Raw genomic sequence first — 24,337 nt, forward strand, 5'->3', positions numbered from 1 at the left:
GCGCATATTGACAGCACATCCGGGGCTGGCCGAATTCGTGATAATTTTCGTCAAAGGCTGCCGTGTAGCGGCCGCATGGCGTCGCTACGCGGGCCGTCGATTTCGATCCCGCGTTTCACCGTGAACAACATCTGATGAAACCCGTTATTGCCCTGGTTGGGCGCCCCAATGTGGGGAAATCCACGCTATTCAACCGTCTCACGCGCACGCGTGATGCGCTGGTTGCCGACCTGCCCGGTCTCACCCGCGATCGCCATTACGGCGAGGGGCGCGCCGGCGACCGGCCGTATCTGGTCGTCGATACCGGCGGCTTCGAGCCGGTCGCGAAAGACGGCATCCTGCACGAGATGGCGCGTCAAACCCGCCAGGCGGTCGAAGAATCGGACGTCGTCGTGTTCATCGTCGACGGCCGCAACGGTCTCGCGCCGCAGGACAAAACGATTGCCGACTACCTGCGCAAGACCGGCCGGCCGATCTTCCTCGTCGTCAACAAGGCGGAGGGGATGAAGTACAGCACGGTGGCCGCCGACTTCTACGAACTCGGTCTCGGCGACCCGCGCGCGATTTCGTCGGCACACGGCGACGGCGTCACCGAAATGATCAATGACGCGCTGGGTGTCGCGTATGCCGGACAGCCGGAAGAGAGCGACGAGGAAAAACAGGCGCACGGCGTGAAGATCGCGATCGTCGGCCGGCCGAACGTCGGCAAGTCGACCTTGATCAATGCGCTGGTGGGCGAAGAGCGCGTGATCGCGTTCGACATGCCGGGCACCACGCGCGATTCGATCTACGTCGACTTCGAGCGTCAGGGCAAGCCCTACACGCTGATCGACACGGCTGGTTTGCGCCGCCGCGGCAAGGTGTTCGAAGCGATCGAGAAGTTCTCGGTGGTGAAAACGCTGCAGTCGATTTCAGACGCGAACGTCGTGATCCTGCTGCTTGACGCGCAACAGGATATTTCCGAACAGGACGCGCACATTGCCGGTTTCGTGGTGGAGCAGGGCCGCGCGCTGGTGGTCGGCGTGAACAAATGGGACGGGCTCGATTCGCATGTGCGCGAGCGCACTAAGGCCGACATCGAGCGCAAACTAAAATTTCTCGACTTCGCCAAATTCCACTTCATTTCCGCCGCGGAAAAAACCGGAATCGGCCCGCTGATGCGCTCGGTCGACGACGCCTACGCCGCCGCCATGGCCAAGCTGCCGACGCCGAAGTTGACGCGCGCGCTGATCGAGGCAGTGGAATTCCAGCAGCCGCGCCGACGCGGTCCGGTGCGCCCGAAATTGCGTTACGCGCACCAGGGCGGACAGAATCCGCCGATCATCGTGATTCACGGCAATGCGCTCGATGCGATCACCGAAACGTACAAACGCTACCTCGAAAACCGCTTCCGGGAAACTTTCAAGCTGACTGGGACTCCATTGCGCATAGAGTTCAGATCGTCGACGAACCCTTACGCGGATAAAGGCTAAATCCAGGCTGAAACCCGCGTGTGTGTTGGGTTTGGCCGCAAGGCCGGCCCGCTCGCGCAAAAATGAAAATCGGCTATAGTGTAGCGGTTGACGGCGGATCTCTTTTTCTTCGTCGTCAATTCAGTCAACCTGCAAAAAAATACGGAGTTTGCTATGAGCAACAAAGGGCAATTGTTACAAGACCCGTTTTTGAACGCACTGCGTAAAGAGCATGTGCCGGTGTCGATCTACTTGGTCAACGGCATCAAGCTTCAAGGGAACATCGAATCGTTCGACCAGTACGTCGTGTTGCTCCGGAATACGGTCACCCAGATGGTTTACAAGCACGCAATTTCTACGGTCGTGCCTGCCCGTCCGGTGAATTTCCACCCGGATTCCGAACAGTCCTAACCCCCGTCCGCGGCCGGCGTAGCGTCGCCCGTTGGCGATTACTCCCGGCCGCCTTATTTTGATACCCTCCAATTTGATCAATGCAGCGCTTGTCGGCATCGACTTCGGTAAGATCGATTTCGAAGCCAGTCTGGAAGAACTCAGCCTGCTCGCGCAAAGCGCGGGCGCCAATCCCTTAGTCACCCTCACGGGGCGCCGCTCCAGTCCCGATGCCAAGATGTTCGTCGGCAGCGGCAAGGCCGAAGAATTGCGTCTGGCCTGTGAGGCGAACGACATCGAACTCGTCATTTTCAATCACGCTCTGGCGCCTGCGCAGCAGCGCAATCTGGAGCAGGCGCTTAACCGCCGCGTGATCGATCGCACCAGCCTCATCCTCGATATTTTTGCGCAACGCGCCCGCAGCCATGAAGGCAAGCTGCAGGTGGAGCTCGCGCAGTTGCAGTATCTATCGACGCGGCTAATCCGCGCATGGACCCACCTTGAACGCCAGAAGGGCGGTATCGGTTTGCGCGGTCCTGGCGAAACGCAGCTCGAAACCGACCGCCGTTTGATCGGCGAGCGCATCAAGGCGCTCAAAACCCGCCTCGAAAAACTGCGCCGTCAGCACGGCACGCAGCGCCGCGCGCGCAGCCGCAATCAGACGATGTCCGTGTCGCTCGTCGGCTACACGAACGCGGGCAAATCCACGCTCTTCAATGCGCTGACGAAGGCTCAGACGTACGCCGCCGACCAGCTGTTCGCCACGCTGGACACCACGTCCCGCCGTGTCTATCTGGGCGACGAAGCCGGCCAGGTGGTGGTATCCGACACGGTCGGTTTCATCCGCGAATTGCCTCACCAGCTGGTGGCGGCTTTCCGCGCCACGCTCGAGGAAACCATTCACGCCGACCTGCTGCTGCACGTGGTCGACGCGTCGAGCGCCGTGCGTCTCGATCAGATCGATCAGGTGAACGAGGTGTTGCACGCAATTGGTGCGGATACGATCCGTCAGGTGCTGGTGTTCAATAAGATCGACGCCGTGCCGGAGTTGGCGGCCCGTGGCGACGCGGTCGAGCGGGATGAGTATGGTAATATTTCGCGCGTCTTTTTGAGCGCGCGCACGGGGCAAGGGCTGGATACATTGCGCGCTGCCATCGCTGAAATCGCTACTGCCGAACCTCTCTCCGATCCGCTGGTCGATCTGTCGGAAGAAGACCGGTCGGCAGCACCACGCGAGGACCGTAAGGTCTCAGAACTCGGGCACTGACCCGCTCCAATTGCACTGACCCGCTGTCTACTCTGGTGAACGAACACAGGTGAACGATTACAACGAGCGGAGTATCTGGCTGCGCATGCGCGCCATGCTTTCACTGAACGATCCGCGCTGGGGCCGGGGCGACGGCAATGGCGAACGCCAACGACCCAACGAACCCAAGCGGCCGCCGGCCAAGGACGGTGAAGGCCCGCCCGATCTCGACGAGATGTGGCGCGATTTCAACCGCCGTTTGAGCCGGGTGTTCGGTCGCAAGGGCGGCGGTGCGGGTGGTGGCCGTCCGGACAACGGTCGCGGCGCACGCATTGGCGTGGGCATCGTGATCGGCGTGTTGATCGCGATCTATCTCGGCAGCGGCGTGTTCGTCGTGCAGGATGGCCAGGCCGGCGTCGTCATGCAGTTCGGCAAGTATCGTTACACCGCGGGGCAGGGCGTGCATTGGCGCCTGCCGTATCCGTTCGAAGCGCACGAGCTCGTCAACATCGGCCAGATTCGCCAGGTGGAGATCGGCCGTAACAACGTGGTGCGTCTCGCCAACGTGAAAGACGCGTCGATGCTCACGCACGACGCCGATATCGTCGACGTGCGCTTTGCCGTGCAGTACCAGGTGAGCAAGCCGACCGACTATCTCTTCCGCAGCGTCGATCCCGATCAGAGCGTGATGCAGGCCGCGCAGGCGGCGGTGCGTAGCATCGTCGGTGCGCGCAGCACCAGTGACATCCTCTATCAGGATCGCGAAACAATTCGCCAGCAACTGATGGCGTCGATTCAGCAATCTTTGGATGAATACCAGTCCGGCCTCGCCGTGACCGGTGTGACGATCCAGGGTGTGCAGGTGCCCGACCAGGTGCAGGCCGCTTTCGACGATGCCGCCAAAGTGCGCCAGGACAACGAACGCGCCAAACGCGACGCGCAGGCCTATGCCGCCGAGCTGCTGCCGCGCGCGCAAGCGGATGTGGCGCATCAGGTCGACGAAGCGAAAACGTATAGCGACAAGACGGTGGCCCAGGCGCAAGGCGATGCCGAGCGCTTCAAGCAGGTCTACGCGCAGTACTCGAAAGCGCCCGCTGTGATTCGCGAGCGCATGTACCTGGAAACCATGCAGCAGATCTATTCGAATACGACCAAGGTGTTTGTGGACAGCAAGAGCGGCAACAACGTGTTGTATCTGCCGCTCGACAAGCTGGTCGAGCAGACTCGCCAGCGCGTAGCCGACGCTGCTGCAGCCGCTTCCGGTGCTGCCGTTACGTCGGGCGCCGCCGCGCCGCAAGCCGCGAGCAGCGCTGCCGCACCGGCTGCTGCTGCCGCTGCTTCCGCGCCCGCCGCGGTTGCGACGCCTGCCAGTCAGGCCGCCGCCAGCAGCGACGCACTGCGTTCACGCGACTCCTTCCGCAGCCGTATGCGCGAAGACGACGTTCAATAAGGAGCGCACATCATGAACAAGATCATTGCGCTCGTCGTAGCCGTCGTCATCGTGCTGTTTGTCGCATCGTCGATGGTATTCGTGGTCGACCAGCGGCATATGGCTGTGTTGTCCTCGCATGGCGACACCGCGCCCGAATTGCTTGGCCCGGGCTTGCATGTGAAGCTGCCGCCGCCGTTGCAGACGGTCACGCTGGTCGATAACCGCATCCAGTCGCTCGACGCGCCGGATGAAGACCGTTATGTCACGTCGGACAAAACCGACCTGCTGGCCAACCCGGTCATCAAATACCGCGTAACCGATCCGCTGAAGCTGCTCGCCGAAACCCGCGGCGACGTGCAAAGTCTGGCGGACCGCCTCGCGCTGCTGTCACGCAGCGCGCTCGGCGACGCGTTCGCCAAGGTCACGCTGACCGATGCGCTCGCAAAGCAACAAGCCGTCGCGGACGAAGCACGTGGCACGATGAGCAAAGCCGCGGCATCGCTGGGCGTTTCGGTGCTCGACGTGCAACTGACGCGCGTCGATTTCCCGGCAGCGATGGCCGACTCGGTCTACAAGCGGATGATCGCCGCGCGCGAGCAGGCCGCGGCCGACGAACGTGCGAAGGGCACGGCCGAGGCCGACCAGATCAAGGCGGATGCCGTCAGCCAGCAACAGGCGATTCTCGCGGACGGCTATAAGCAGGCGCAGACCATCAAGGGCGAGGGCGATGCCAAGGCCGCGGAAATCGCGGCGGAAGCATATGGCAGCGACCCGCAGTTCTACCAGTTTTATCAAAGCATGCAGGCGTACAAGAACACCTTCAAGCCGGGCGACGTGATCGTGGTCGACCCAAGCAGCGAGTTCTTCCGCTTCATGCGTAGCCCGACCGGTGGCGCCGCCCCGGACGCTCCCGCGGTACCGCGCAAACACTGATAACCGGAAGGCCGCGGCATCCGCATCGCGGCCCCTTCATTCGCATGGACATAGCCGGCTCGTTACTGCTCGCGATCGCATTGATGCTGATTATCGAAGGGATGTTTCCCTTCGTTTTTCCGAGCGCCTGGCGCGACACGTTCCGTAAAATAGCGGAACGGCCCCCGCATCAGATTCGCGTCGGCGGGCTGGTCGTGATGGTGCTCGGGTTGATCCTGCTGTTTATCGTGACCTGAGGGCGTCGCATAGCGCCGCCGCTGCGCGCCGTTGCGTTGGCGCTCCATTTGCGCGGCATCAGCGGCTTGGCAACAGCGAGCGTTCAGCGGCGCGGGCCAGGAAGGGTTATGAAGGGCCGTAAAGGCCCGCCGCGATACCCGCGACAGCCGCCAGAATAGAGCCGTCGCCCGCCATTCACACACATTTACCGGCGCACCCAGCCGCCGTGTTCAACGTCGTAGGACTGTATCGATGTCGACCTGGTTACTTCCCGAGAATATCGCCGACGTGCTGCCGTCGGAAGCCCGCAAGATCGAAGAGTTGCGGCGCCATTTGCTGGACCGTTTCCGCTCGTACGGCTACGAGATGGTGATGCCGCCGCTGCTCGAGTACATCGAGTCGCTGCTGACCGGCGGCGGGCAAGATCTGAATCTGCGCACGTTCAAGCTCGTTGATCAGATGTCCGGGCGCACGCTCGGTCTGCGCGCCGACATTACGCCGCAGGTCGCGCGTATCGACGCACACCTGCTGAATCGTCAGGGCGTGACGCGTCTTTGCTATGCCGGCAATGTGGCGCATACGCGTCCGCGCGGCCTGCACGCCACGCGTGAACAGATCCAGATCGGGGCGGAAATCTATGGTCACGCCGGTCTCGAAGCGGATCTGGAAATCCAGCAGTTGATGCTCGACGCGCTGCGTCTGGCCGGCCTCGCGAAAGTGCGGCTCGATCTATGCCATGCCGGCGTGCTCGCCGCGCTGATCGAAGCGGAACCTGCTGCTGCGGAGTTGGGCCAATCGCTGTACGACGCGTTAGCCGGCAAGGATGTGCCGCGCCTCGTCGAGCTGACCGCCGATCTCACGCCGGTTACGCGCGACGCATTGCGCTCGCTCCCCACACTTTACGGCGACGCGTCGGTACTCGACGAAGCCCGGGCACGCTTGCCGAACGCACCAGCTATCGCCCGCGCGCTCGACGACCTCGCATTCCTCGCGAGCCAGGTGGACGGCGCCGAAGTGATGATCGATCTGGCTGATTTGCGCGGCTACGCGTACCACAGCGGCGTGATGTTCTCGGCGTATGTGGACGGCGTGCCGAACGCGGTTGCGCGCGGCGGCCGTTACGACCACGTCGGCCAGGCCTACGGCCGGGCACGTGCCGCAACCGGCTTCTCGCTCGATCTGCGCGAAGTTGCTCGAATTTCGCCCGTAGAAGCGCGCAGCAGCGCGATTCTCGCCCCGTGGCAGCATGACGACGCGCTGCGCGTGAGCGTCGCCGCACTGCGCGATGCCGGTGAAGTCGTGATCCAGGCGCTGCCTGGCCACGAGCACGATCTGGACGAGTTCGCCTGCGACCGCGTGTTGGTCGAGCGCAACGGCGCGTGGGTCGTCGAACCCCGTTCCTGAGCGTGAATCGATAGACCGCCCGAGGGCCATCCCAAGGGCATTTCAGAAGGCGTCCAAAGCGTCGCCGAACCCGGCGCGGCCACTCGCCGCGCTATTTTCGATATACCCACCATAACGTGCATACCGTTGAGCGGAAACGGAAAAATTCGGAAGGTTCCGCGAACATAGGTAGAATACGTTTTTAACCAGCTTACGAAACAACATGTCTGCCAGCGCAGTGAATGTGAACCCCGGGCGCAACGTCGTCGTCGTGGGGACCCAGTGGGGTGATGAAGGCAAGGGCAAGATCGTCGACTGGCTGACGGACCACGCTCAAGGCGTCGTTCGCTTCCAGGGCGGTCACAATGCCGGTCACACGCTTATCATCGGCGGCAAGAAAACCATCTTGCGTCTGATTCCGTCGGGCATCATGCATCCCGGCGTCGCGTGCTACATCGGCAATGGCGTCGTGTTGTCGCCGGAAGCGCTGTTCAAGGAAATTGGCGAGCTCGAAGCCGCCGGGGTCGATGTTCAGAATCGCCTCTTCATTTCCGAAGCCACCACCCTGATCCTGCCGTATCACATTGCCATCGACCAGGGCCGCGAAGCGCGCCGTGGCGCGAGCAAGATCGGCACCACCGGCCGCGGCATCGGCCCGGCCTACGAAGACAAGGTGGCGCGCCGCGGTTTGCGCGTGCAGGACCTGTTCGAGCCGGAAAGCTTCGCCGAACGTCTGCGTGAAAATCTCGATTATCACAACTTCGTGTTGACGCAATACCTGGGTGTCGCCGCAGTCGACTTCCAGCAAACGCTCGACACGATGCTGAGCTATGCCGACCGTCTGAAGCCGATGGTGACCGACGTGTCGCGCCGTCTGTACGACGAAAACGCCGCCGGCAACAATCTGCTGTTCGAAGGCGCGCAAGGCACGCTGCTCGACATCGACCACGGCACCTATCCGTACGTCACGTCGAGCAACTGCGTGGCCGGTGCGGCTACCGCGGGCGCAGGTGTGGGTCCGCAAAAGCTGAACTACATTCTTGGCATCACCAAGGCGTATTGCACGCGTGTCGGTTCGGGCCCGTTCCCGAGCGAACTGTACGACGCGGATAACGCCGCGCGTCAGGAACCGATTGGCCTCGAACTCGCCAAGGTCGGTAAGGAATTCGGCTCGGTCACCGGCCGTCCGCGCCGCACCGGCTGGCTCGACGCCGCCGCACTGCGCCGCTCGATCCAGATCAACGGCGTGTCGGGTCTGTGCATGACCAAGCTCGACGTGCTCGACGGCCTCGACGAAGTGAAGCTGTGCGTCGGCTACACGGTCGACGGCAAGAATATCGACCTGCTGCCGCGTGGTGCATCGGAAGTCGCGCGTTGCGTACCGGTGTACGAAACCTTCGCGGGCTGGAAGGAAAGCACCGTCGGCATCACGGAATGGGACAAGCTGCCGGCCACCGCGCGTGCTTATCTGACGCGTGTGCAGGAAGTCGCGGGCATTCCGATCGACATGGTGTCGACCGGTCCGGATCGCGACGAAACGATTCTGCTTCGTCATCCGTTCAAGGTTTAAGCCATGGTGCAAGGTGTACCCATGATTGCGATGAAAGACCCGCGCAACGACGACAAGAACCTGTGGGTCGGCTGGGACGAATATCACCGGCTGATCGAACTGCTGGCGTTGCAGGTGCATGAATCGGGCTGGAAGTTCGACAAGATTCTGTGTCTCGCGCGCGGCGGTTTGCGCGTCGGCGACCAGCTCTCGCGTATTTACGATCTGCCGCTGGCGATTCTCGCCACCAGTTCGTACCGCGAAGCGGCCGGCACGGAGCAGGGCGAGCTCGACATCGCGCAATACATCACGATGACGCGCGGCGAGCTGCACGGCAACGTGCTGCTGGTCGACGATCTGGTCGATTCGGGTGTGACGCTGGCACGCGTGCAGGCGCATCTGAAAGAACGTTATCCGGCGATCACCGCGGTGCGCTCGGCGGTACTCTGGTACAAGGGCTGCTCGAAAGTGAAGCCTGATTACCATGTGCAGTATCTGCCGACGAATCCGTGGATTCACCAGCCGTTCGAGGAATGGGACACGGTTCGTCCGCATAACCTCGGCGCGTGGATCAAGCGCGGCATGCAGCAGGACCAGGAGTCGTCGGGCACGTGATGCGCGCTACGACGTCGTGTGTATCGCGTCGTATCCCGTGCAGTGTCTGCAAGACGGAGCCCGAGCGGGCTCCGTTTTTTTTATGTGCGTTATGTGTCCACCGTATGTCCCGCGAAGGGTGCCTCGCAAAACGCGCATGCCGCGCCGGCGAAACGCCTGACGCAGCAGACGCGCCTAAATCGCAGTGCTACACTGCGCGGACCATCCACGTGGTGTATCCACAACAAGCCGGGCGGCGCTAGGCGGGCAGTTTAGAATAGCGGTCGTTTTTTCCGCTCAGGGAACGGATTTCCTCGCGTCTATGACAGATAACAATCACGTGCACAAACAGCCTCTGCCTTCCCTCGCGATTGCTGCGATCGGAGTGGTGTTCGGCGATATCGGCACGAGCCCGCTGTACTCGCTGAAAGAAGCTTTCAGCCCGGCACATGGCATTCCGCTGACCAACCAATCGATTCTGGGTGTGATCTCGCTGCTGTTCTGGGCGATCGTGATCGTGGTCAGCATCAAGTACGTCTTGTTCGTGATGCGCGCCGACAACAACGGCGAAGGCGGCGTCCTCGCGCTGATGGCGCTGGCGCTGCGCTCTCTCGACCAGAAGTCGAAAATGGCCGGCTTGTTGATGATGCTCGGCATTTTCGGCGCCTGCATGTTCTATGGCGACGCGGTGATTACGCCCGCCATTTCGGTGATCTCCGCAGTCGAAGGCCTTGAGATCGCGGCGCCCAATCTGTCTCATCTGGTGCTGCCGCTCACGATGGTGATCCTCGTGCTGCTGTTCTGGATTCAGCGGCACGGAACGGCCACCGTCGGCCGCCTGTTTGGCCCGATCATGGTGCTGTGGTTCGTGGTGCTCGCCGCGCTCGGTCTGTGGCACATCCTGCAGTCGCCGAATGTGATCCGCGCACTGAATCCGTACTACGCCTACACCTTTATGGCCGCGCACGTGTTGCAGGCTTACGTGGTGCTTGGCTCGGTCGTGCTGGTGCTGACGGGCGCCGAAGCGCTGTACGCCGATATGGGCCACTTCGGTGCGAAGCCGATCCGCATGGCCTGGTACTTCCTCGTAATGCCTTCGCTGGTGCTGAACTATTTCGGCCAGGGCGCGCTGCTGATGCACGACCCGAAGGCAATCGAAAACCCGTTCTTCCTGCTTGCACCGGATTGGGCGCTGCTGCCGCTCGTGGTGCTGTCGACGGTGGCGACCGTGATCGCGTCGCAGGCTGTGATTTCCGGCGCCTATTCGTTGACGAGCCAGGCGATCCAGCTCGGCTACGTGCCGCGCATGAAGATCCTGCACACGTCGGAACTGGCGATCGGCCAGATCTATGTGCCGGTGGTGAACTGGATGCTGCTGTTCATCATTCTGTGCATCGTGATCGCGTTCAAGAGCTCGGATAACCTCGCCGCCGCGTACGGTATCGCGGTAACGGCCACCATGGTCATCACCACGGTCCTGGCCTGCGTCGTTATGGTGAAGGTATGGAACTGGAACAAGTTCCTCGTGGCGCTGATCATCGGCGTGTTCATGGCGGTCGACTTAGGCTTTTTCGGCGCCAATCTGCTCAAGGTGGCCGAAGGCGGCTGGTTGCCGCTCGGCATCGGCGCGCTCCTGTTCTTCCTGCTGATGACCTGGTTCAAGGGCAGGATGATCGTCAAGGAGCGTACGGCGGCTGACGGTATTCCGCTTATGCCGTTCCTGCAGGGTCTGCTCGCGCATCCTCCGCATCGTGTGTCGGGTACCGCGATCTATCTGACGGGTAGCGATTCGCTCGTGCCGGTGAGCTTGCTGCACAACCTGAAGCACAACAAGGTGCTGCACGAACGCACAATTTTCCTGACTTTCGTGACGCTGGATATTCCGTATGTGAACGATGCGGAACGCGTGACGGTAAAGGATCTGAACGGCGGCTTGTTCCTCGTCAAGGCAGCGTACGGTTTCAACGAAACGCCTGACGTGAAGGCTGTGTTGCTCGAAGTCGGCCGCACGCACGACATGACCTTCGAGATAATGGACACGTCCTTCTTCCTCGCTCGCGAAACGGTCGTGCCTACGCAGTTGCCGGGCATGTCGGTGTGGCGCGAACGTGTGTTCGCGTGGATGCATCAGAACGCCGCCAAGCCGACCGACTTCTTCAGTATTCCCGCCAACCGGGTGGTGGAGTTGGGGACGAAGATCGAGATCTGACGCGACGGATCGAGGCTCGGACGCGCCTTGCATGTGAAGACGCGGCAAGCGAAAAGAGATAAAAAAAGCCCACGCAATTGCGTGGGCTTCTTTTCTGCTCAGTCATCGCGGATGTCAGTGCGTGGGCGAATCACGCACTGACGAACCCGCTTATTTCTGCTTGAGCTTGGCGAATGCCGCGGCCATTGCGCCGCCTGCTTCCGGCTCACGCGAGCGCTGTTGCTGCGCGCCGCGGCCAGCACCGCCCGAACGGCTCGAACCGCCCCGATCCTGCTGGGCGCCGCCACCGCTGCGCGGCGCGGCTGCCGCGCCGAACTCGTCGTCCAGACGCATGGTCAGCGCGATACGCTGTCGCTTCACGTCGACTTCCAGCACCTTCACCTTGACGATCTGGCCGGCCTTGACCACTTCGTGCGGGTCTTTGATGAACTTCGTCGACATGGCCGACACGTGCACCAGACCGTCCTGATGCACGCCGATGTCGACGAACGCACCGAAGGCCGCCACGTTCGTCACGACGCCTTCGAGCACCATGCCCGGCGTCAGATCGCTGACCTTCTCGACGCCTTCACGGAAGGTCGCGGTCTTGAACTCGGGGCGCGGGTCGCGGCCCGGCTTTTCGAGTTCCAGCAGAATGTCGCGCACGGTCGGCAGGCCGAAACGTTCGTCGACGAATTCGGCCGGCGAGAGGCCACGCAGTGCGTCGCGATTGCCGAGTACTTCGCCGACATGCTTGCTGATCTTCGCCAGCATGCGTTCAACGACCGGATACGCTTCCGGGTGAACCGACGAGCGGTCGAGCGGGTTCTCGCCGTTGTTGATGCGCAGAAAACCGGCGGCTTGTTCGAAGGTCTTGTCGCCCAGACGCGGCACCTTGCGCAGATGTTCGCGCGACGGGAACGGGCCGTTTGCATCGCGATAGTCAACGATGTTACGAGCCAGCGTCGCGTTCAAACCCGACACGCGCGCGAGCAACGCGACCGACGCCGTATTGGCGTCCACGCCGACTGCGTTCACGCAATCCTCTACCACCGCGTCGAGCGAGCGGGCCAGTTCGCGCTGATTCACGTCGTGCTGATACTGGCCGACGCCGATTGCCTTCGGCTCGATCTTCACCAGTTCCGCGAGCGGATCCTGCAGACGGCGTGCAATCGACACCGCGCCGCGCAACGACACGTCCATGTCCGGGAATTCCTTCGCCGCGAGTTCGGAGGCGGAGTACACGGACGCACCGGCTTCCGAGACGACGATCTTCTGCAGCTTGAATTCCGGATGACGCGCGATCAGTTCGCTCGCCAGCTTGTCCGTTTCCCGCGAGGCCGTGCCGTTGCCGATACTGATCAGCTCAGCCTGCGTCTGTGCACAGATGCGCGCCAGTTTCGCAATCGAGCCGTCCCAGTCGCGGCGCGGCTCGTGGGGATAAATCACGTCGGTGGCGAGCACCTTGCCGGTCCGATCGACCACGGCGACTTTCACGCCGGTGCGCATGCCCGGATCGAGGCCGATCACGGCCTTCGGTCCGGCGGGCGCTGCCAGCAGCAAGTCCTTCAGATTGCGCGCGAACACGCGAATCGCTTCATGTTCGGCTTCGTCGCGCAGATTGGTCAGCAGTTCGTTTTCGATATGCGGCTGCACCTTCACGCGCCAGCACCAGCGGCACACGTCGGCGAGCCACTTGTCGGCCGGACGGTTCTGATTGGCGATGCCGAAGTGGCGGGCGATCAACGCTTCGCCCGGATGCGGCACCTGCGCGTCAAGGTCTTCGCCGAGACCCAGCTTGACCATCAGCACGCCCGCATTGCGGCCGCGGAACAGGGCCAGCGCGCGATGCGACGGCACGGTTCGGATGGTTTCCGCGTAATCGTAGTAATCGCGGAATTTTTCTTCTTCCGCGTTTTCCTTGCCCTCGACCACCTTCGACGACACCACGCCCTGGTTGAACAGGTAATCGCGCAGCTTGCCGAGCAGATCCGCGGTTTCGCCGAACTGTTCGGAGAGGATGTCGCGCGCGCCGTCGAGCGCGGCCTTGACGTCGGCGACGCCTTTCTCGGCGTCCACGTAGGCGGCGGCTTCGGTTTGCGGGTCGAGGAGGGGATTGGCCAGCAGCGCGTCGGCGAGCGGCTGCAGGCCGGCTTCGCGGGCGATCTGCGCGCGCGTGCGGCGCTTGGGCTTATACGGGAGATACAGGTCTTCCAGCACCTGCTTGCTGTCGGCGCCTTCGATCGCGGCGCGCAGTTCGTCGGTGAGCTTGCCCTGTTCGTCGATGCTCGCGATGATCGTGGCGCGCCGGTCTTCCAGCTCGCGCAGGTACAGCAGGCGCTCCTCGAGATTACGGAGTTGCGTGTCGTCGAGATTGTCGGTCACTTCCTTCCGGTAGCGGGCGATGAACGGAACAGTCGCTCCTTCGTCGAGAAGTTGCACCGCGGCCGCGACCTGGCGCGGCTGGACGGACAGTTCGGCGGCGATGCGCTGTACGATCTTGAGTGCTACGGTTTCCGTCATAAGGTCTTGGTGTTCCTGCTGCTCAATCAAAGGTCGCGCCGTAGTGGCACATGCCCGGCACATGCCAGGCATACTCCGGGCCCACGTCGGGCACACCGGTGTACGCTGGGCGTGCGCGCTGCGACCAGGTTGCTGGAGCGGGGCATTTTGCCATAAATGCAAAAGGGCTCAACCGCAGGGTGATAGAATTTCGGGCATGTTCCGTTGACCAATTACGACGTTGCCAACCTCCCTGTCCCTCAACCGCCTGGACTCCCGCTTGGTCTCTCGCTTGTCACAATTACCGCTTTTTCTGACGCCGCGTGTGTCGCGCTCGCCGCTTACATCGCTCACGTCGGTGTTGCGGTCCCTGTTCAGGTCAGCGCTTCCGTCCAATGGGATGTTTTTCGTTTCGTGCGCGTCGTGCGTCATGGCAGCTTCGCTGGCCATGTCCGCGCCGGCCGTAGCGCAATCCGCAGCGCCGCTCGTGGCCGCCAGCAGCCTCGCGCCGGCAGCGGCTTCGGGCACAACGAGCACCATGAGCGCCACGGGCGCGGACAATGCCGATAACGCGGCATCGCCCGACAGCGCATTCGAGGCGCGGCAGAAAGTCCTCGATCAGCGTACCGAGGAAAACAACTACCGTTACGCGGTCGCCGAACACGATTGCTACAGTAAGTTCTTTGTCAACCACTGTCTGAACAAAGCGCGCGACAGCATGCGTTCGGTGCAGGCCGATATTCGCAAGGAACAGCTCGCGCTCGACGGTGAACAGCGTGTCCAGCACGCTCGCCAGCGTGACGAGCAGGCAGCGCTCAAACGCGCACAAGACGAAGCCAGCGCGCCGCAGCGTGCCGCTGACGACGCGCGCAACGCCCAGGCCTACGAAGACAAGCAGCGCCAACACCAGCTCGACCAGGCGCAGCGCGCGGCCGAGGCGCCGCAACGCAGCGCCAACGCGCAAGCCTATCAGCAGAAGCAACAACAGCACGCGCTGGATCAGGCGCAGCGCGGCATCAGCCCGTCGCAAGCCGCAGCCAACAGCCAGGCATACGACCAGAAGCAGGGCGACTTCCAGCGCAAGCTCGACCAGGCGCGTCAGCAGGGCGCGCAAAAGGCGCAGGAGCGGGTGGAGAAGCAGCAGACCTTCGAGAAGAAGCAGGCCGACGCGGCGCAGCACAAGGCCGATGTCGAGGCTCGTCAGAAGCAGGCGGCCGAGAAAGCCGAGCAGAAACGTCAGGACCAGTTGAAAGAGCAACAGCAGCTTGAAGAACAGCAAAAGCAGCAAAAGGAACAACAGTAGGTGTGCTGTAGCGGGTTCTGGTAGGGTAGTAGCCAGGCAGCAGTCGTCGTAACGCGTTTTAAGCCGGACAGCAACCTCAGGCATTGGGCTGCATATGCAGCCCTGTGCCGCATACGAGAGGAGGCGAGCATGCGCGATCAACATCACGTCATCACCGCGGACACATTGCGCGACCGTATTCTGCAACTGGAATCGGAGCATAGTGGGCTCGATCGCTTGATCGACCGAATGTCGGAAGAGCCCGGCATCGACGACTTCGAGTTGCAGCGCCTGAAAAAGCGCAAACTCAAAGTCAAGGACACCATCATCTTGCTGCAATTGCAGCTCGAACCGGACGCACGCGCCTGAGTTCGCGCCCTGGCAGGTGCCGGGTCGCGCCGCGCGCGCCGGACTTTGCAGGAAACGCTTGCCTTGAATTCACCGCTTGAAACTTCACCACGCGCCACGGCGGGCGAGGACGCTCCGGCGGCCGGCACGCCCGCGCTGCGTCCTCCCGCGTCTGCGCTCTCCGCGTCGCTGAATCCACGCCGCGTTGCCGAACTGGACGATATCTTCGCCGACAACGGCCTGCTCGCCCGTCAGATCGACGGCTATCGTTCGCGCGCGTCGCAGATCGAGATGTCGCGCGCCGTCGCGGCGGCCATGGAAGCGTCGGGCCGCGCGATGCCCGAGCCCGCGATGTTCGAGGCGCAAAAGCGTCCGGCGCGGCGTCTGCAAGCGCCAGGCGCGGAGGCGGCAACTGTTGCCCCTGAAAACGACGAATCGAGCGGTCTCGACGGCAGCGAAAACACGCTGATCGTGGAAGCGGGCACCGGCACCGGCAAGACCTATGCGTATCTCGTGCCGGCCATGTTGTGGGGCGGCAAGGTGATCGTCTCTACCGGCACCAAGCATCTGCAGGATCAGCTCTTTCAGCGCGATATTCCGACCGTGCGCGATGCGCTCGCCGTGCCGGTGTCGGTGGCGATGCTCAAGGGCCGCGCGAACTACCTATGCCATTACTATCTGCAGCGCACAGCGGATAACGGTCGCCTGCCTTCGCGCCAGGAAACCTCGTATTTGCAGGACATCATTCGCTTCGCCAAGATCACGCGCACCGGCGACAAGGCTGAACTCGCGAGCGTGCCGGAAACGGCGGCAGTGTGGTCGATGGTTACGTCCACGCGTGAGAACTGTCTTGGCCAGGAGTGCCCGCATTACAAGGAATGTTTTGTGATGCAGGCGCGCCGCGAGGCGCAGCAGGCCGATATCGTGGTGGTGAATCACCATCTGTTTTTCGCCGACATCATGTTGCGCGATACCGGCATGGCTGAATTGCTGCCGACGGCCAACACCATCATCTTCGACGAAGCGCATCAACTGCCTGAAACCGCGACGCTGTTTTTCGGCGAGACGCTTTCCACCACGCAATTTCTCGAGCTCGCGCGCGATTCCGTGGCGGAGGGCCTGGGTCATGCGCGTGAATCGGTCGACTGGGTCAAGCTCGGCTCGACACTCGAACGCGCGGCGCGTGACGTGCGGCTCGCTTTCAAGGAGGACACGGTGCGCTTGTCGATCGGTCAGTTGCCCGACGATCATCCGCTATTCCCCGCACTCGAAACACTTGAGACCGAGCTCGACGCATTGACGTCCGCGTTGGCGGGTCAGGCCGAGCGAGCCGAATCGATCGGGGCGTGTCTGCGCCGCGCACGCGAACTGCAAGGCGTGCTCGCGGGCTGGACCACACCGCCCACCGAGACCGAACGCGCATCCGCTGACGCCGCCGCGGAGGACGCCAAGGCCGAACGCACCGATCCGAACGAAAAGGTGCGCTGGATCGAAGTGTTCGCGCATACGGTGCAATTGCACGAAACGCCGCTGTCGGTTGCGCCGATCTTCGCTAAGCAGCGCGCGGGTGTGCCGCGCGCTTGGATCTTCACCTCGGCGACATTGTCGGTGCGTGGCGACTTCACGCACTACGCGGCGCAGATGGGCCTGAACGCAAAGCGCTCGATGACGCTGCCGAGCCCCTTCGACTATCCGACGCAAGGGCTTCTGTACGTGCCGCGCAATTTGCCGCAGCCTTCGTCGCCAATGTTTACCGACGCCGTGTTCGACGCGGCATTGCCCGCGATCGAAGCATCGGGCGGCGGCGTATTCATGTTGTGCACGACGTTGCGCGCGGTGGACCGCATCTCGGCCAAACTGCGCGACACCATTGAAGCACGCGGGTGGGACTACCCGTTGCTCGTGCAGGGAGACGCGAGCCGCACCGAGTTGCTCGATCGCTTCCGTGCGTATGGCAATGCGATTCTGGTGGGCAGCCAGAGCTTCTGGGAAGGCGTGGACGTGCGGGGCGATGCGCTCTCGCTGGTCGTGATCGACAAGCTGCCGTTTGCGCCGCCTGATGACCCGGTGCTGTCGGCGCGTCTCGATGCGCTAACGAAGAAGGGATTGAGCCCGTTCGCGGTCCACCAGTTGCCGCAGGCTGTGATTACCCTCAAGCAGGGCGCAGGCCGTCTGATTCGCGCTGAGACCGATCGTGGCGTGCTGATGATCTGCGATACCCGTCTCGTCGACAAACCGTATGGGCGCCGTATATGGCAGAGCCTGCCGCCATTTAAACGCACACGAGAGATCGAAGTCGTGCGTGAATTCTTCGAAGAGAACGCAACGCCGGCTGAATAGCAGGTGATTAAGCGAATGCCGTTGTAAAAAACGGCGCTTAAATGACAAAACGCCACGGATTTGAATCCGTGGCGTTTTGCTTTACTGCCCAGGAAATCGAGATGATTTCCCGGAGCAGTTTTCGCCCAGAGGCGAACCCTATGCGACAGCTTACTGGCTTGCGCCCGAAGCCGGAGCAGCAGCCGAAGCAGCAGCGCCTGCGTCCGAAGCAGCGGTCGTAGCCGAAGCAGCAGCGTCGCTCGCAGCAGCAGCCGCACCCGATGCAGCAGCAGCCGAATCCGAAGCTGCAGCAGCCGGTGCCGAAGCAGCAGCTGCGTCGCTAGCCGGGGCAGCGGCTTGATCGTTGCTCTTGTTGCATGCAGCCAGTGCCACAGCTGCCAACAGGGATGCTACGAGGAGGGATTTCTTCATGATCACGTCCTTTTATGGTTAAAGGTAAGCAACAGCGCAAAATAATACCGGTAATGTGCTCCAACATCGACCTGGGCCGTTGGTGGAGACGCTCTTTTGACGAGCTAGAATCTTCCCTACGGCTTGGGCGGAAATTATATGCACTTTCGTACTGACAATCCATAAATCCGGGGTCAATACGTTGTCTTTCTCATACAAAATTTCACAGTACGGTATAACAGGCGGGCAGAGTTACGCAAGCTCGCCCACTTGTATCCAGCCCGCACAATACCACTCGTGAAGCAGTGCTGTCACCGACGAATCGTCTGAGAGTGTTACAAAGCGTTTCGCACTCAGACACCGGTGGTCAGCGAGGTCAATCAACCACTTTTTGGCCCCATTAAACGGCGTTTCCTCTCCATTTAGGAAGAAAAAACGGCGGTTGTACAACAAATTAGTCTTGCGGTCCAGTCGAATGCCAGACTTGGATGCCTGACTGATGAAACGTGCTTCATTGAGCGGTCGTTGCGGCGGATCAAACACGACGCTCGGCTTCGGTTCGCTGAGGTACGTGCCAAGGAACGACGCAATGTCCTGCTCACTCCACTTGACGCCAGCAAGGATCGAACCAACCCGTTCGATCAAGGCGGCGGGCAGCGCTGCCGGACGGTCTACTGCGGCTTGCTGCGGGTCGCGATAAAGCGCATCGGGCCGCGCGGCCGAGTCGCCGCGTTCGGCCAGATAATAGAGGAACTGCGCGGTCAACTCGCCCGCGGACGGGGCGCGAAAACCGATCGAACAGGTCATGCATTCGCCTTCGGCGACACCGTCATGGGCGATATGCGGCGGCAGGTACAGCATGTCGCCCGGCTCGAGCAGCCATTCCTCTTCCGCTTCGAAATGCTGTAAAACTTTCAACGGCAAACCCGGTTGGAGTGTCAGATCTTTCTGAGCACTTATTCGCCACCGGCGCTTGCCTTTTACTTGCAAAAGAAACACATCGTAGGAATCGAAGTGGGGGCCGACGCCGCCGCCATCGCTTGCATACGAAATCATCAGGTCGTCCAGACGCGCGTCCGGCACGAAGCGGAAACGGTCGAGCAAGGCGCGCGCGCGATCGTCGTAAAGGTCCACGCCTTGCACGAGCAAGGTCCAGGCGCGCTGCTTGAGCGAGGGCAGTTCATCCGGCGCGAACGGGCCGTGCTCCAACTGCCATTTGTTGCGAAAGTGCGTGATCAGACGTGCTTCGACTTCGTCCTGATCGGCCAGCTCGAAAAACTCCTCGCGCGACAGCGGCGCCTCTACGTTCGGGATCGCCTGGCGGATCAGCAGCGGCTTCTTCTGCCAGTACCGGCGCATGAATTGCGACGGTGTCAGATTGCCGAGCAAGGGTATGGGCGTGTCGGGCGAGGGCGGGAGAATAGGGCGAGCCGGCTTTGAAGCCGCAGAAGAATTCCGTGCCGAAGCTGCATCGGCCGGGTGGTCAGTGGGCCGCTTGGGCATCGTATAATGTGAGTTGTATTCTGGAGAATCGAATGAAAATCGCAAAGAACACCGTCGTGTCGGTCGCTTACAAGCTATCGGATGCGCAGGGCAATCTGATTGAAGAAAGCGACGAGCCGATGGTCTATCTGCACGGCGGCTATGATGGCACGTTCCCCAAGATCGAGGAAGAGCTCGACGGCCACGAGGCCGGCTTCGAGACCCAGATCCAGCTCGAGCCGCAAGACGCGTTCGGCGAGTACGATCCCGATCTCGTGAAGATCGAGCCGCGCGATCGCTTCCCGGAACCGCTCGAAGTCGGCATGCAATTCGAAGGCACGCCGGAAGAAGGCGATGAGGATCTCGATTCGCTCGTCTACGTGGTGACCGACGTGGCGGAAGACAAAGTCGTGCTCGACGGCAACCATCCGCTCGCCGGCATGGCGCTGCGTTTCGCGCTGACCGTCAAGGACGTGCGTCCGGCTACGGAAGACGAAATCCAGCACGAACACGCGCATGGCGCCGACGGCCTCGAAGTCCTCGATGACGATGACGACGAAGCCGAAGACGACAAGTCAGGGCCCACGCTGCACTGAGCTTGCGGGCGTACTGGGCGCGCCTGAGGGCGCACCCGGTGCGTGCGGCAAAACGGTCGAGGCGGGCGGGCCGGACATGGCAGGCCCATACTCGCCGTTGCCGTCGTCCGTCGATCTGTGTTGCTGCGAGTCCGGTTGCTGCTGCCCGGGCGTTTGCAACAACGGCGGCAACTCGGAAGCGGGGCCCAAGGCGGGCACGGCCGGCATCGAAGCGGCCGGCTCTTCGCGCTGCGGCGCCGGTGCTGCTATCGGCATTGGCATTTGCTTCGGCACGTCGCGCACACTCACGCGGAACGGCGGTTTCTTGCCGAGATCCGCTTCAATCTGAATCCACTGGTTAAGACGATCATGCGGCGCAAGCGCGACACGCGTGAGGTTCGTCACCAGCATCCCCTTGTCATTGCGTAGCGGCTGATCGATCACGAAGCCGGCGCTCGCGCGTTCGTCGTCGCAATGCATCACCAGCACCGGTCCGCGAAAAATCTGCGCGAGTTTGACGAGGCTGCGTTTGAATTCCAGAAAGCCGTCGCGTCGCGTGTTTCGCGCAAAGCGCAGCCACGCGAAACGGTCGGGCCGTTCGTAGCGCTCCGGATCGGGGTCGCCCTGAATGAATACGACAATCGCACGCGCGTCGCGGCGTTTCGCATATTCGCCGGCATGTTCGAGCCAGAATGCATTGGCGATAACGCGATCTTCAAACTCGCCATTGCGGCCGCCCGCGGTCAGATAGTGATTGTTCGGGCTCGGTGCGTTCAGGCCGACAAACACGGTATCGCCGACTTGCCAGCGCACGTTTTCCCGGAACGGACGGAAGCGCGACACTTCGCTCTCGCGTGTCAATGCGATCGGGTTCTGACCCATCGACGTGGAGTCGGTGAAGAGGGTCTGGCGCAGTTGATCGAGCCGCTCGACCGGGTCGAAGCCGCCGGCCTCAGCCGTGCCGCAGTCGGCCCAGTCGTGCTGGCCCGGAATGAAGAAGAGGGCGGGCCGCGATGTTTCGAGCAGCGCGTGGCGCCGTTCGTATAACGCATCGCGGCAAGCTTCTTTTGCGCCCTTCAGATTGCCGTCATAGACGACGAACGATACGTCGCGGTCGCGGCCGATTGCGTCAATCAGACGTTGCGTGGGCGCTTCGTCGGCGGCGCTTTGCATCGTGCTGGCGATGACCGCGAACGCAAAGCGCGGCGCTTCGGCGTGCGCGAGCGGGGTACTCACCGCGAGCACCACAAACGACGCTAGAGACGCAAAGCCGCCCGTAAGCGTGAGAGCATTGGTCAGCGCCGCGCAAAGTTTGCGCGGGCGCTGCGAGGGCCTGTGTGCGTCAATGATCTGCATCCGGCGCGGCGGCCAGGTCGTGCAGTTCGTACAGCAGATCGAGCGCTTCGCGTGGCCGCAGATCGTTCGGATCGATTGCACGCAGACGTTCGACGAGCGCCTGCATGGCCGGCGACACCGCCGCTTGCTTTTCACCGGGTCCGTCGTCGGCGTCTTCGACCAGCATGGGCATGGGTGCGGCGAACAGATCGAGTTGCGGAGCGGGTTGCGCCGCCGATTGTTGTTCGAGATGCGCAAGATGCTTGCGGGCGGCACGAATCACTGCGTTCGGCACACCGGCCAGTTGCGCGACCTGCAAACCATAGCTCTGATTCGCTGGCCCTTCGCTGACCGCATGCAGGAACACGATGCCGTGCCCATGCTCGACTGCCGACAGATGCACATTGGCCGCATGTGGAAATTCAGCAGGCAACTGCGTCAATTCGAAGTAGTGGGTGGCGAACAGCGTATGACAACCATTGTCCGAGAGCAGGTGCCGCGCGATGGCCCACGCCAGCGCGAGACCGTCGAACGTCGACGTGCCGCGCCCGATTTCGTCCATCAGAACGAGACTTTGCGGCGTTGCGTCGTTCAGGATCGCTGCGGCTTCGGTCATCTCCACCATAAAGGTCGAGCGGCCGCCGGCCAGATCGTCCGCCGCGCCGATCCGCGTGAAAATGCGATCGATCGGCCCGAACGCCGCGCGCCGTGCGGGCACATAGCTGCCGACGTAGGCCAGCAAAGCGATCAGCGCGGTCTGCCGCATGAAGGTCGATTTACCGCCCATGTTCGGGCCGGTGATCAGCAGCAGCTTGCGCTCGGGTGTGAGCGTGCAGTCGTTAGCGATAAATTGCTCGACCTGCGCCTCGACAACCGGATGCCGGCCCTGCTCGATTTCGATGCCGGTATCCGGCGAAAACGTCGGCGCGACCCAATCGAGTGCGCGAGCGCGTTCGGCGAAGGCCGCGAGCAGATCGAGTTCGGCGAGTGCCGCCGCGACCCGCTGGCAGTCCGGGATAAAAGGCAGCAGCGCTTGCAGCAACGCGTCATAAAGCGAGCGTTCGCGGGCCAGCGCGCGTTCCTGCGCGGACAATGCCTTGTCTTCGAACGTCTTCAGCTCAGGCGTGATGTAACGCTCGGCGTTTTTCAGCGTCTGACGGCGGCGGTAGTCGTCCGGCACCTTGTCAGTCTGGCCGCGCGTGACTTCGATATAGAAGCCGTGCACCTTGTTGTACTCGACGCGCAGATTACCGATGCCGGTGCGCGCCCGTTCGCGCGTTTCGAGGTCGATCAGGAACTGCCCGCAGTTCTCCGAAATATCTCGCAACTCGTCGAGTTCCGCATCGTAACCACGCGCGATCACGCCGCCGTCGCGCACCATTGCGGCGGGCTCCTGCGCGACCGCGCGCTTGAGCAGTTCGACGCAGGCTTGCGGCGGTTCCAGCGACGCATCGATACGCGCCAGCGAATCCGCATTGGACGAAACGGCCGCGAGTTGCGTGCGCAACTCGGGCAAGGCGATGAACGTATCGCGCAGGCTCGACAGATCGCGCGGCCGCGCCGACAGCAGTGCTAGACGCCCGGTAATCCGCTCGATGTCGGAGACTTGCCGCAACGCGCCGCGCAGCGTATCGACGCCTGCACCGAGCGGTGCGTCGAGCAATGCGCCGATGGCCTGCTGACGTGCTTGCGCCACGGCGGCTTCACGCGGCGGGTGATGCAGCCAGTGACGCAACAGTCGGCTGCCCATCGTCGTGCAGCAGGTGTCGAGCAATGAACACAGCGTGGGCGATTCGGTGCCGCGCAGTGTTTCGGTGAGTTCTAGATTGCGGCGCGTGGCGGGGTCGAGCCCGATATATTCCGACTCGTACTCGACCTTCAGGCTGCGCACGTGACGCAATTGCTGGCCTTGCGTGGCCGCCGCATACAGCAGCAGCGCGCCGGCCGCGCCGCATGCGGCTGTCAGCGAGTGCGCGCCGAAGCCGTCGAGGCCGGCCACTTCCAGCTGGTCGCACAGACGCTGCGTGCCCGAGGCGATATCGAAGTGCCACACCGGCACGCGGGTAAGGGCGCCGGCGTTGACAGGCGGCGTCCAGCTCGCGGAGTCGGCGGGCGCATCGGCCACCAGAATTTCCGCAGGACGAATCCGCTCGAGCGCGGCGGCCACCTGGTCGGGCGCCACTTCGGCGAGGCGCAACGCGCCGCTCGCCAGATTCAGCCACGCGAGCCCGACGCTCGTGGCGACGCCGCGCCGATTATGCGCGACGCACAGCGCCATCAGGTAGACGTCGTTCTTGTCGGACAGGAGCGCTGCGTCCGTCAGCGTGCCGGGCGTGACCACGCGCATCACTTTGCGCTCGACGGGCCCTTTCGACGTAGCCGGGTCGCCGATCTGTTCGCAAATCGCGACGGATTCGCCGAGCTTCACCAGCTTGGCCAGATACTGTTCGACGGCGTGATGCGGCACGCCCGCCATCTTGATCGGATTGCCAGCCGACGCACCGCGCTGCGTAAGTGTTAAATCGAGCAGACGCGCGGCCTTTTCCGCGTCTTCGAAAAAGAGCTCGTAGAAGTCGCCCATCCGGTAGAACACCAGCGTGCCCGGATGATCCGCCTTGATGCGGAGGTACTGCTGCATCATCGGCGTGTGTTGTGCGACGTCATTGGCCGCTGCGGTTTGAATGCCCATCCGTGGTGTCTT

At 62.4% G+C, this 24,337-nt stretch carries 19 protein-coding genes; 14 read left to right on the forward strand and 5 right to left on the reverse strand.

Going from position 1 to position 24,337, the window contains the following annotated elements:
* The first annotated feature begins 134 nt into the window (after positions 1–134).
* From der to M0D66_RS14065, 10 genes are all read left to right on the forward strand, one after another.
* Positions 135–1,472, forward strand: a complete 1,338-nt coding sequence (der, locus tag M0D66_RS14020) for a ribosome biogenesis GTPase Der (protein WP_093633525.1) — start codon at positions 135–137, stop codon at positions 1,470–1,472.
* Positions 1,473–1,625: 153 nt separating this feature from the next.
* A complete protein-coding gene (gene hfq, locus M0D66_RS14025) occupies positions 1,626–1,862 on the forward strand; it encodes an RNA chaperone Hfq (protein ID WP_006051315.1) in 237 nt (78 codons plus the stop codon).
* Positions 1,863–1,893: 31 nt separating this feature from the next.
* Complete coding sequence (hflX, locus tag M0D66_RS14030) at positions 1,894–3,108, forward strand: GTPase HflX (RefSeq protein ID WP_266210909.1); 1,215 nt, start codon at positions 1,894–1,896, stop codon at positions 3,106–3,108.
* A gap of 49 nt (positions 3,109–3,157) precedes the next feature.
* The gene (gene hflK / locus M0D66_RS14035) at positions 3,158–4,537 is read left to right on the forward strand and encodes an FtsH protease activity modulator HflK (RefSeq protein WP_266210910.1); all 1,380 of its coding nucleotides are present in this window, start codon (positions 3,158–3,160) and stop codon (positions 4,535–4,537) included.
* A gap of 12 nt (positions 4,538–4,549) precedes the next feature.
* Positions 4,550–5,452 carry a protease modulator HflC gene (gene hflC, locus M0D66_RS14040; protein WP_266210911.1) on the forward strand — a complete coding sequence of 301 codons (903 nt, stop codon included), beginning with the start codon at positions 4,550–4,552 and terminating at the stop codon, positions 5,450–5,452.
* Between the two features lie 44 nt (positions 5,453–5,496).
* Positions 5,497–5,688 carry a DUF2065 domain-containing protein gene (locus tag M0D66_RS14045; RefSeq protein WP_054041860.1) on the forward strand — a complete coding sequence of 64 codons (192 nt, stop codon included), beginning with the start codon at positions 5,497–5,499 and terminating at the stop codon, positions 5,686–5,688.
* Between the two features lie 232 nt (positions 5,689–5,920).
* Positions 5,921–7,072: an ATP phosphoribosyltransferase regulatory subunit gene (locus M0D66_RS14050; RefSeq protein WP_256455249.1), complete on the forward strand. Its 1,152-nt coding sequence runs from the start codon at positions 5,921–5,923 to the stop codon at positions 7,070–7,072.
* A 202-nt stretch (positions 7,073–7,274) separates the two neighbouring features.
* Positions 7,275–8,621: an adenylosuccinate synthase gene (locus tag M0D66_RS14055; RefSeq protein ID WP_093633520.1), complete on the forward strand. Its 1,347-nt coding sequence runs from the start codon at positions 7,275–7,277 to the stop codon at positions 8,619–8,621.
* Positions 8,622–8,624: 3 nt separating this feature from the next.
* Positions 8,625–9,215, forward strand: a complete 591-nt coding sequence (locus tag M0D66_RS14060) for a phosphoribosyltransferase (RefSeq protein ID WP_175053700.1) — start codon at positions 8,625–8,627, stop codon at positions 9,213–9,215.
* Positions 9,216–9,516: 301 nt separating this feature from the next.
* The gene (locus M0D66_RS14065; protein WP_266210912.1) at positions 9,517–11,403 is read left to right on the forward strand and encodes a potassium transporter Kup; all 1,887 of its coding nucleotides are present in this window, start codon (positions 9,517–9,519) and stop codon (positions 11,401–11,403) included.
* Positions 11,404–11,553: 150 nt separating this feature from the next.
* Here the strand turns inward: M0D66_RS14065 and M0D66_RS14070 are convergent, their stop codons facing one another.
* Entirely contained in the window at positions 11,554–13,905 is a 2,352-nt protein-coding gene (locus M0D66_RS14070; RefSeq protein ID WP_266210913.1) for a Tex family protein, read from the reverse strand.
* Between the two features lie 379 nt (positions 13,906–14,284).
* Here M0D66_RS14070 and M0D66_RS14075 point away from each other — a divergent pair, with 379 nt between their 5' ends.
* The 3 genes from M0D66_RS14075 to M0D66_RS14085 all read left to right on the forward strand — a co-directional run bounded on the left by M0D66_RS14075 (position 14,285) and on the right by M0D66_RS14085 (position 17,854).
* The gene (locus tag M0D66_RS14075; protein WP_266210914.1) at positions 14,285–15,187 is read left to right on the forward strand and encodes a hypothetical protein; all 903 of its coding nucleotides are present in this window, start codon (positions 14,285–14,287) and stop codon (positions 15,185–15,187) included.
* A gap of 129 nt (positions 15,188–15,316) precedes the next feature.
* Positions 15,317–15,535, forward strand: a complete 219-nt coding sequence (locus M0D66_RS14080) for a DUF465 domain-containing protein (protein ID WP_093633515.1) — start codon at positions 15,317–15,319, stop codon at positions 15,533–15,535.
* Positions 15,536–15,598: 63 nt separating this feature from the next.
* The gene (locus M0D66_RS14085) at positions 15,599–17,854 is read left to right on the forward strand and encodes an ATP-dependent DNA helicase (protein WP_266210915.1); all 2,256 of its coding nucleotides are present in this window, start codon (positions 15,599–15,601) and stop codon (positions 17,852–17,854) included.
* 150 nt (positions 17,855–18,004) lie between these two features.
* Here the strand turns inward: M0D66_RS14085 and M0D66_RS14090 are convergent, their stop codons facing one another.
* The gene (locus M0D66_RS14090) at positions 18,005–18,265 is read right to left on the reverse strand and encodes a hypothetical protein (protein ID WP_093633513.1); all 261 of its coding nucleotides are present in this window, start codon (positions 18,263–18,265) and stop codon (positions 18,005–18,007) included.
* Between the two features lie 231 nt (positions 18,266–18,496).
* Entirely contained in the window at positions 18,497–19,747 is a 1,251-nt protein-coding gene (locus tag M0D66_RS14095; RefSeq protein WP_266210916.1) for a cupin domain-containing protein, read from the reverse strand.
* Positions 19,748–19,779: 32 nt separating this feature from the next.
* Here M0D66_RS14095 and M0D66_RS14100 point away from each other — a divergent pair, with 32 nt between their 5' ends.
* A complete protein-coding gene (locus M0D66_RS14100) occupies positions 19,780–20,322 on the forward strand; it encodes a peptidylprolyl isomerase (RefSeq protein ID WP_093633511.1) in 543 nt (180 codons plus the stop codon).
* Here M0D66_RS14100 and M0D66_RS14105 read toward each other — a convergent pair.
* Both M0D66_RS14105 and mutS read right to left on the reverse strand, forming a co-directional pair.
* Positions 20,302–21,657 (reverse strand): hypothetical protein, encoded by a 1,356-nt coding sequence (locus M0D66_RS14105; RefSeq protein ID WP_266210917.1) that lies wholly within the window; start codon positions 21,655–21,657, stop codon positions 20,302–20,304. The genes M0D66_RS14100 and M0D66_RS14105 overlap by 21 nt on opposite strands.
* Positions 21,644–24,325, reverse strand: coding sequence for a DNA mismatch repair protein MutS (gene mutS / locus M0D66_RS14110; RefSeq protein ID WP_266210918.1), 2,682 nt, complete (start codon positions 24,323–24,325; stop codon positions 21,644–21,646). Before mutS ends, M0D66_RS14105 begins: the two co-directional genes overlap by 14 nt.
* Positions 24,326–24,337 lie beyond the last annotated feature (12 nt).

The organism is Paraburkholderia sp. SECH2, from assembly GCF_030464795.1.
Classification (GTDB): Bacteria; Pseudomonadota; Gammaproteobacteria; order Burkholderiales; family Burkholderiaceae; genus Paraburkholderia; species Paraburkholderia aspalathi.

Coding starts and splice junctions, on each gene's coding strand:
- M0D66_RS14065 (WP_266210912.1), top strand. CDS start 9,517: ATGACAGATAACAATCACGTGCACAAACAGCCTCTGCCTTCCCTCGCG.
- M0D66_RS14045 (WP_054041860.1), top strand. CDS start 5,497: ATGGACATAGCCGGCTCGTTACTGCTCGCGATCGCATTGATGCTGATT.
- M0D66_RS14060 (WP_175053700.1), top strand. CDS start 8,625: ATGGTGCAAGGTGTACCCATGATTGCGATGAAAGACCCGCGCAACGAC.
- der (WP_093633525.1), top strand. CDS start 135: ATGAAACCCGTTATTGCCCTGGTTGGGCGCCCCAATGTGGGGAAATCC.
- M0D66_RS14095 (WP_266210916.1), bottom strand. CDS start 19,747: ATGCCCAAGCGGCCCACTGACCACCCGGCCGATGCAGCTTCGGCACGG.
- mutS (WP_266210918.1), bottom strand. CDS start 24,325: ATGGGCATTCAAACCGCAGCGGCCAATGACGTCGCACAACACACGCCG.
- hflC (WP_266210911.1), top strand. CDS start 4,550: ATGAACAAGATCATTGCGCTCGTCGTAGCCGTCGTCATCGTGCTGTTT.
- M0D66_RS14050 (WP_256455249.1), top strand. CDS start 5,921: ATGTCGACCTGGTTACTTCCCGAGAATATCGCCGACGTGCTGCCGTCG.
- M0D66_RS14055 (WP_093633520.1), top strand. CDS start 7,275: ATGTCTGCCAGCGCAGTGAATGTGAACCCCGGGCGCAACGTCGTCGTC.
- M0D66_RS14090 (WP_093633513.1), bottom strand. CDS start 18,265: ATGAAGAAATCCCTCCTCGTAGCATCCCTGTTGGCAGCTGTGGCACTG.
- M0D66_RS14075 (WP_266210914.1), top strand. CDS start 14,285: ATGTTTTTCGTTTCGTGCGCGTCGTGCGTCATGGCAGCTTCGCTGGCC.
- M0D66_RS14100 (WP_093633511.1), top strand. CDS start 19,780: ATGAAAATCGCAAAGAACACCGTCGTGTCGGTCGCTTACAAGCTATCG.
- hfq (WP_006051315.1), top strand. CDS start 1,626: ATGAGCAACAAAGGGCAATTGTTACAAGACCCGTTTTTGAACGCACTG.
- M0D66_RS14105 (WP_266210917.1), bottom strand. CDS start 21,657: ATGCAGATCATTGACGCACACAGGCCCTCGCAGCGCCCGCGCAAACTT.
- M0D66_RS14080 (WP_093633515.1), top strand. CDS start 15,317: ATGCGCGATCAACATCACGTCATCACCGCGGACACATTGCGCGACCGT.
- M0D66_RS14070 (WP_266210913.1), bottom strand. CDS start 13,905: ATGACGGAAACCGTAGCACTCAAGATCGTACAGCGCATCGCCGCCGAA.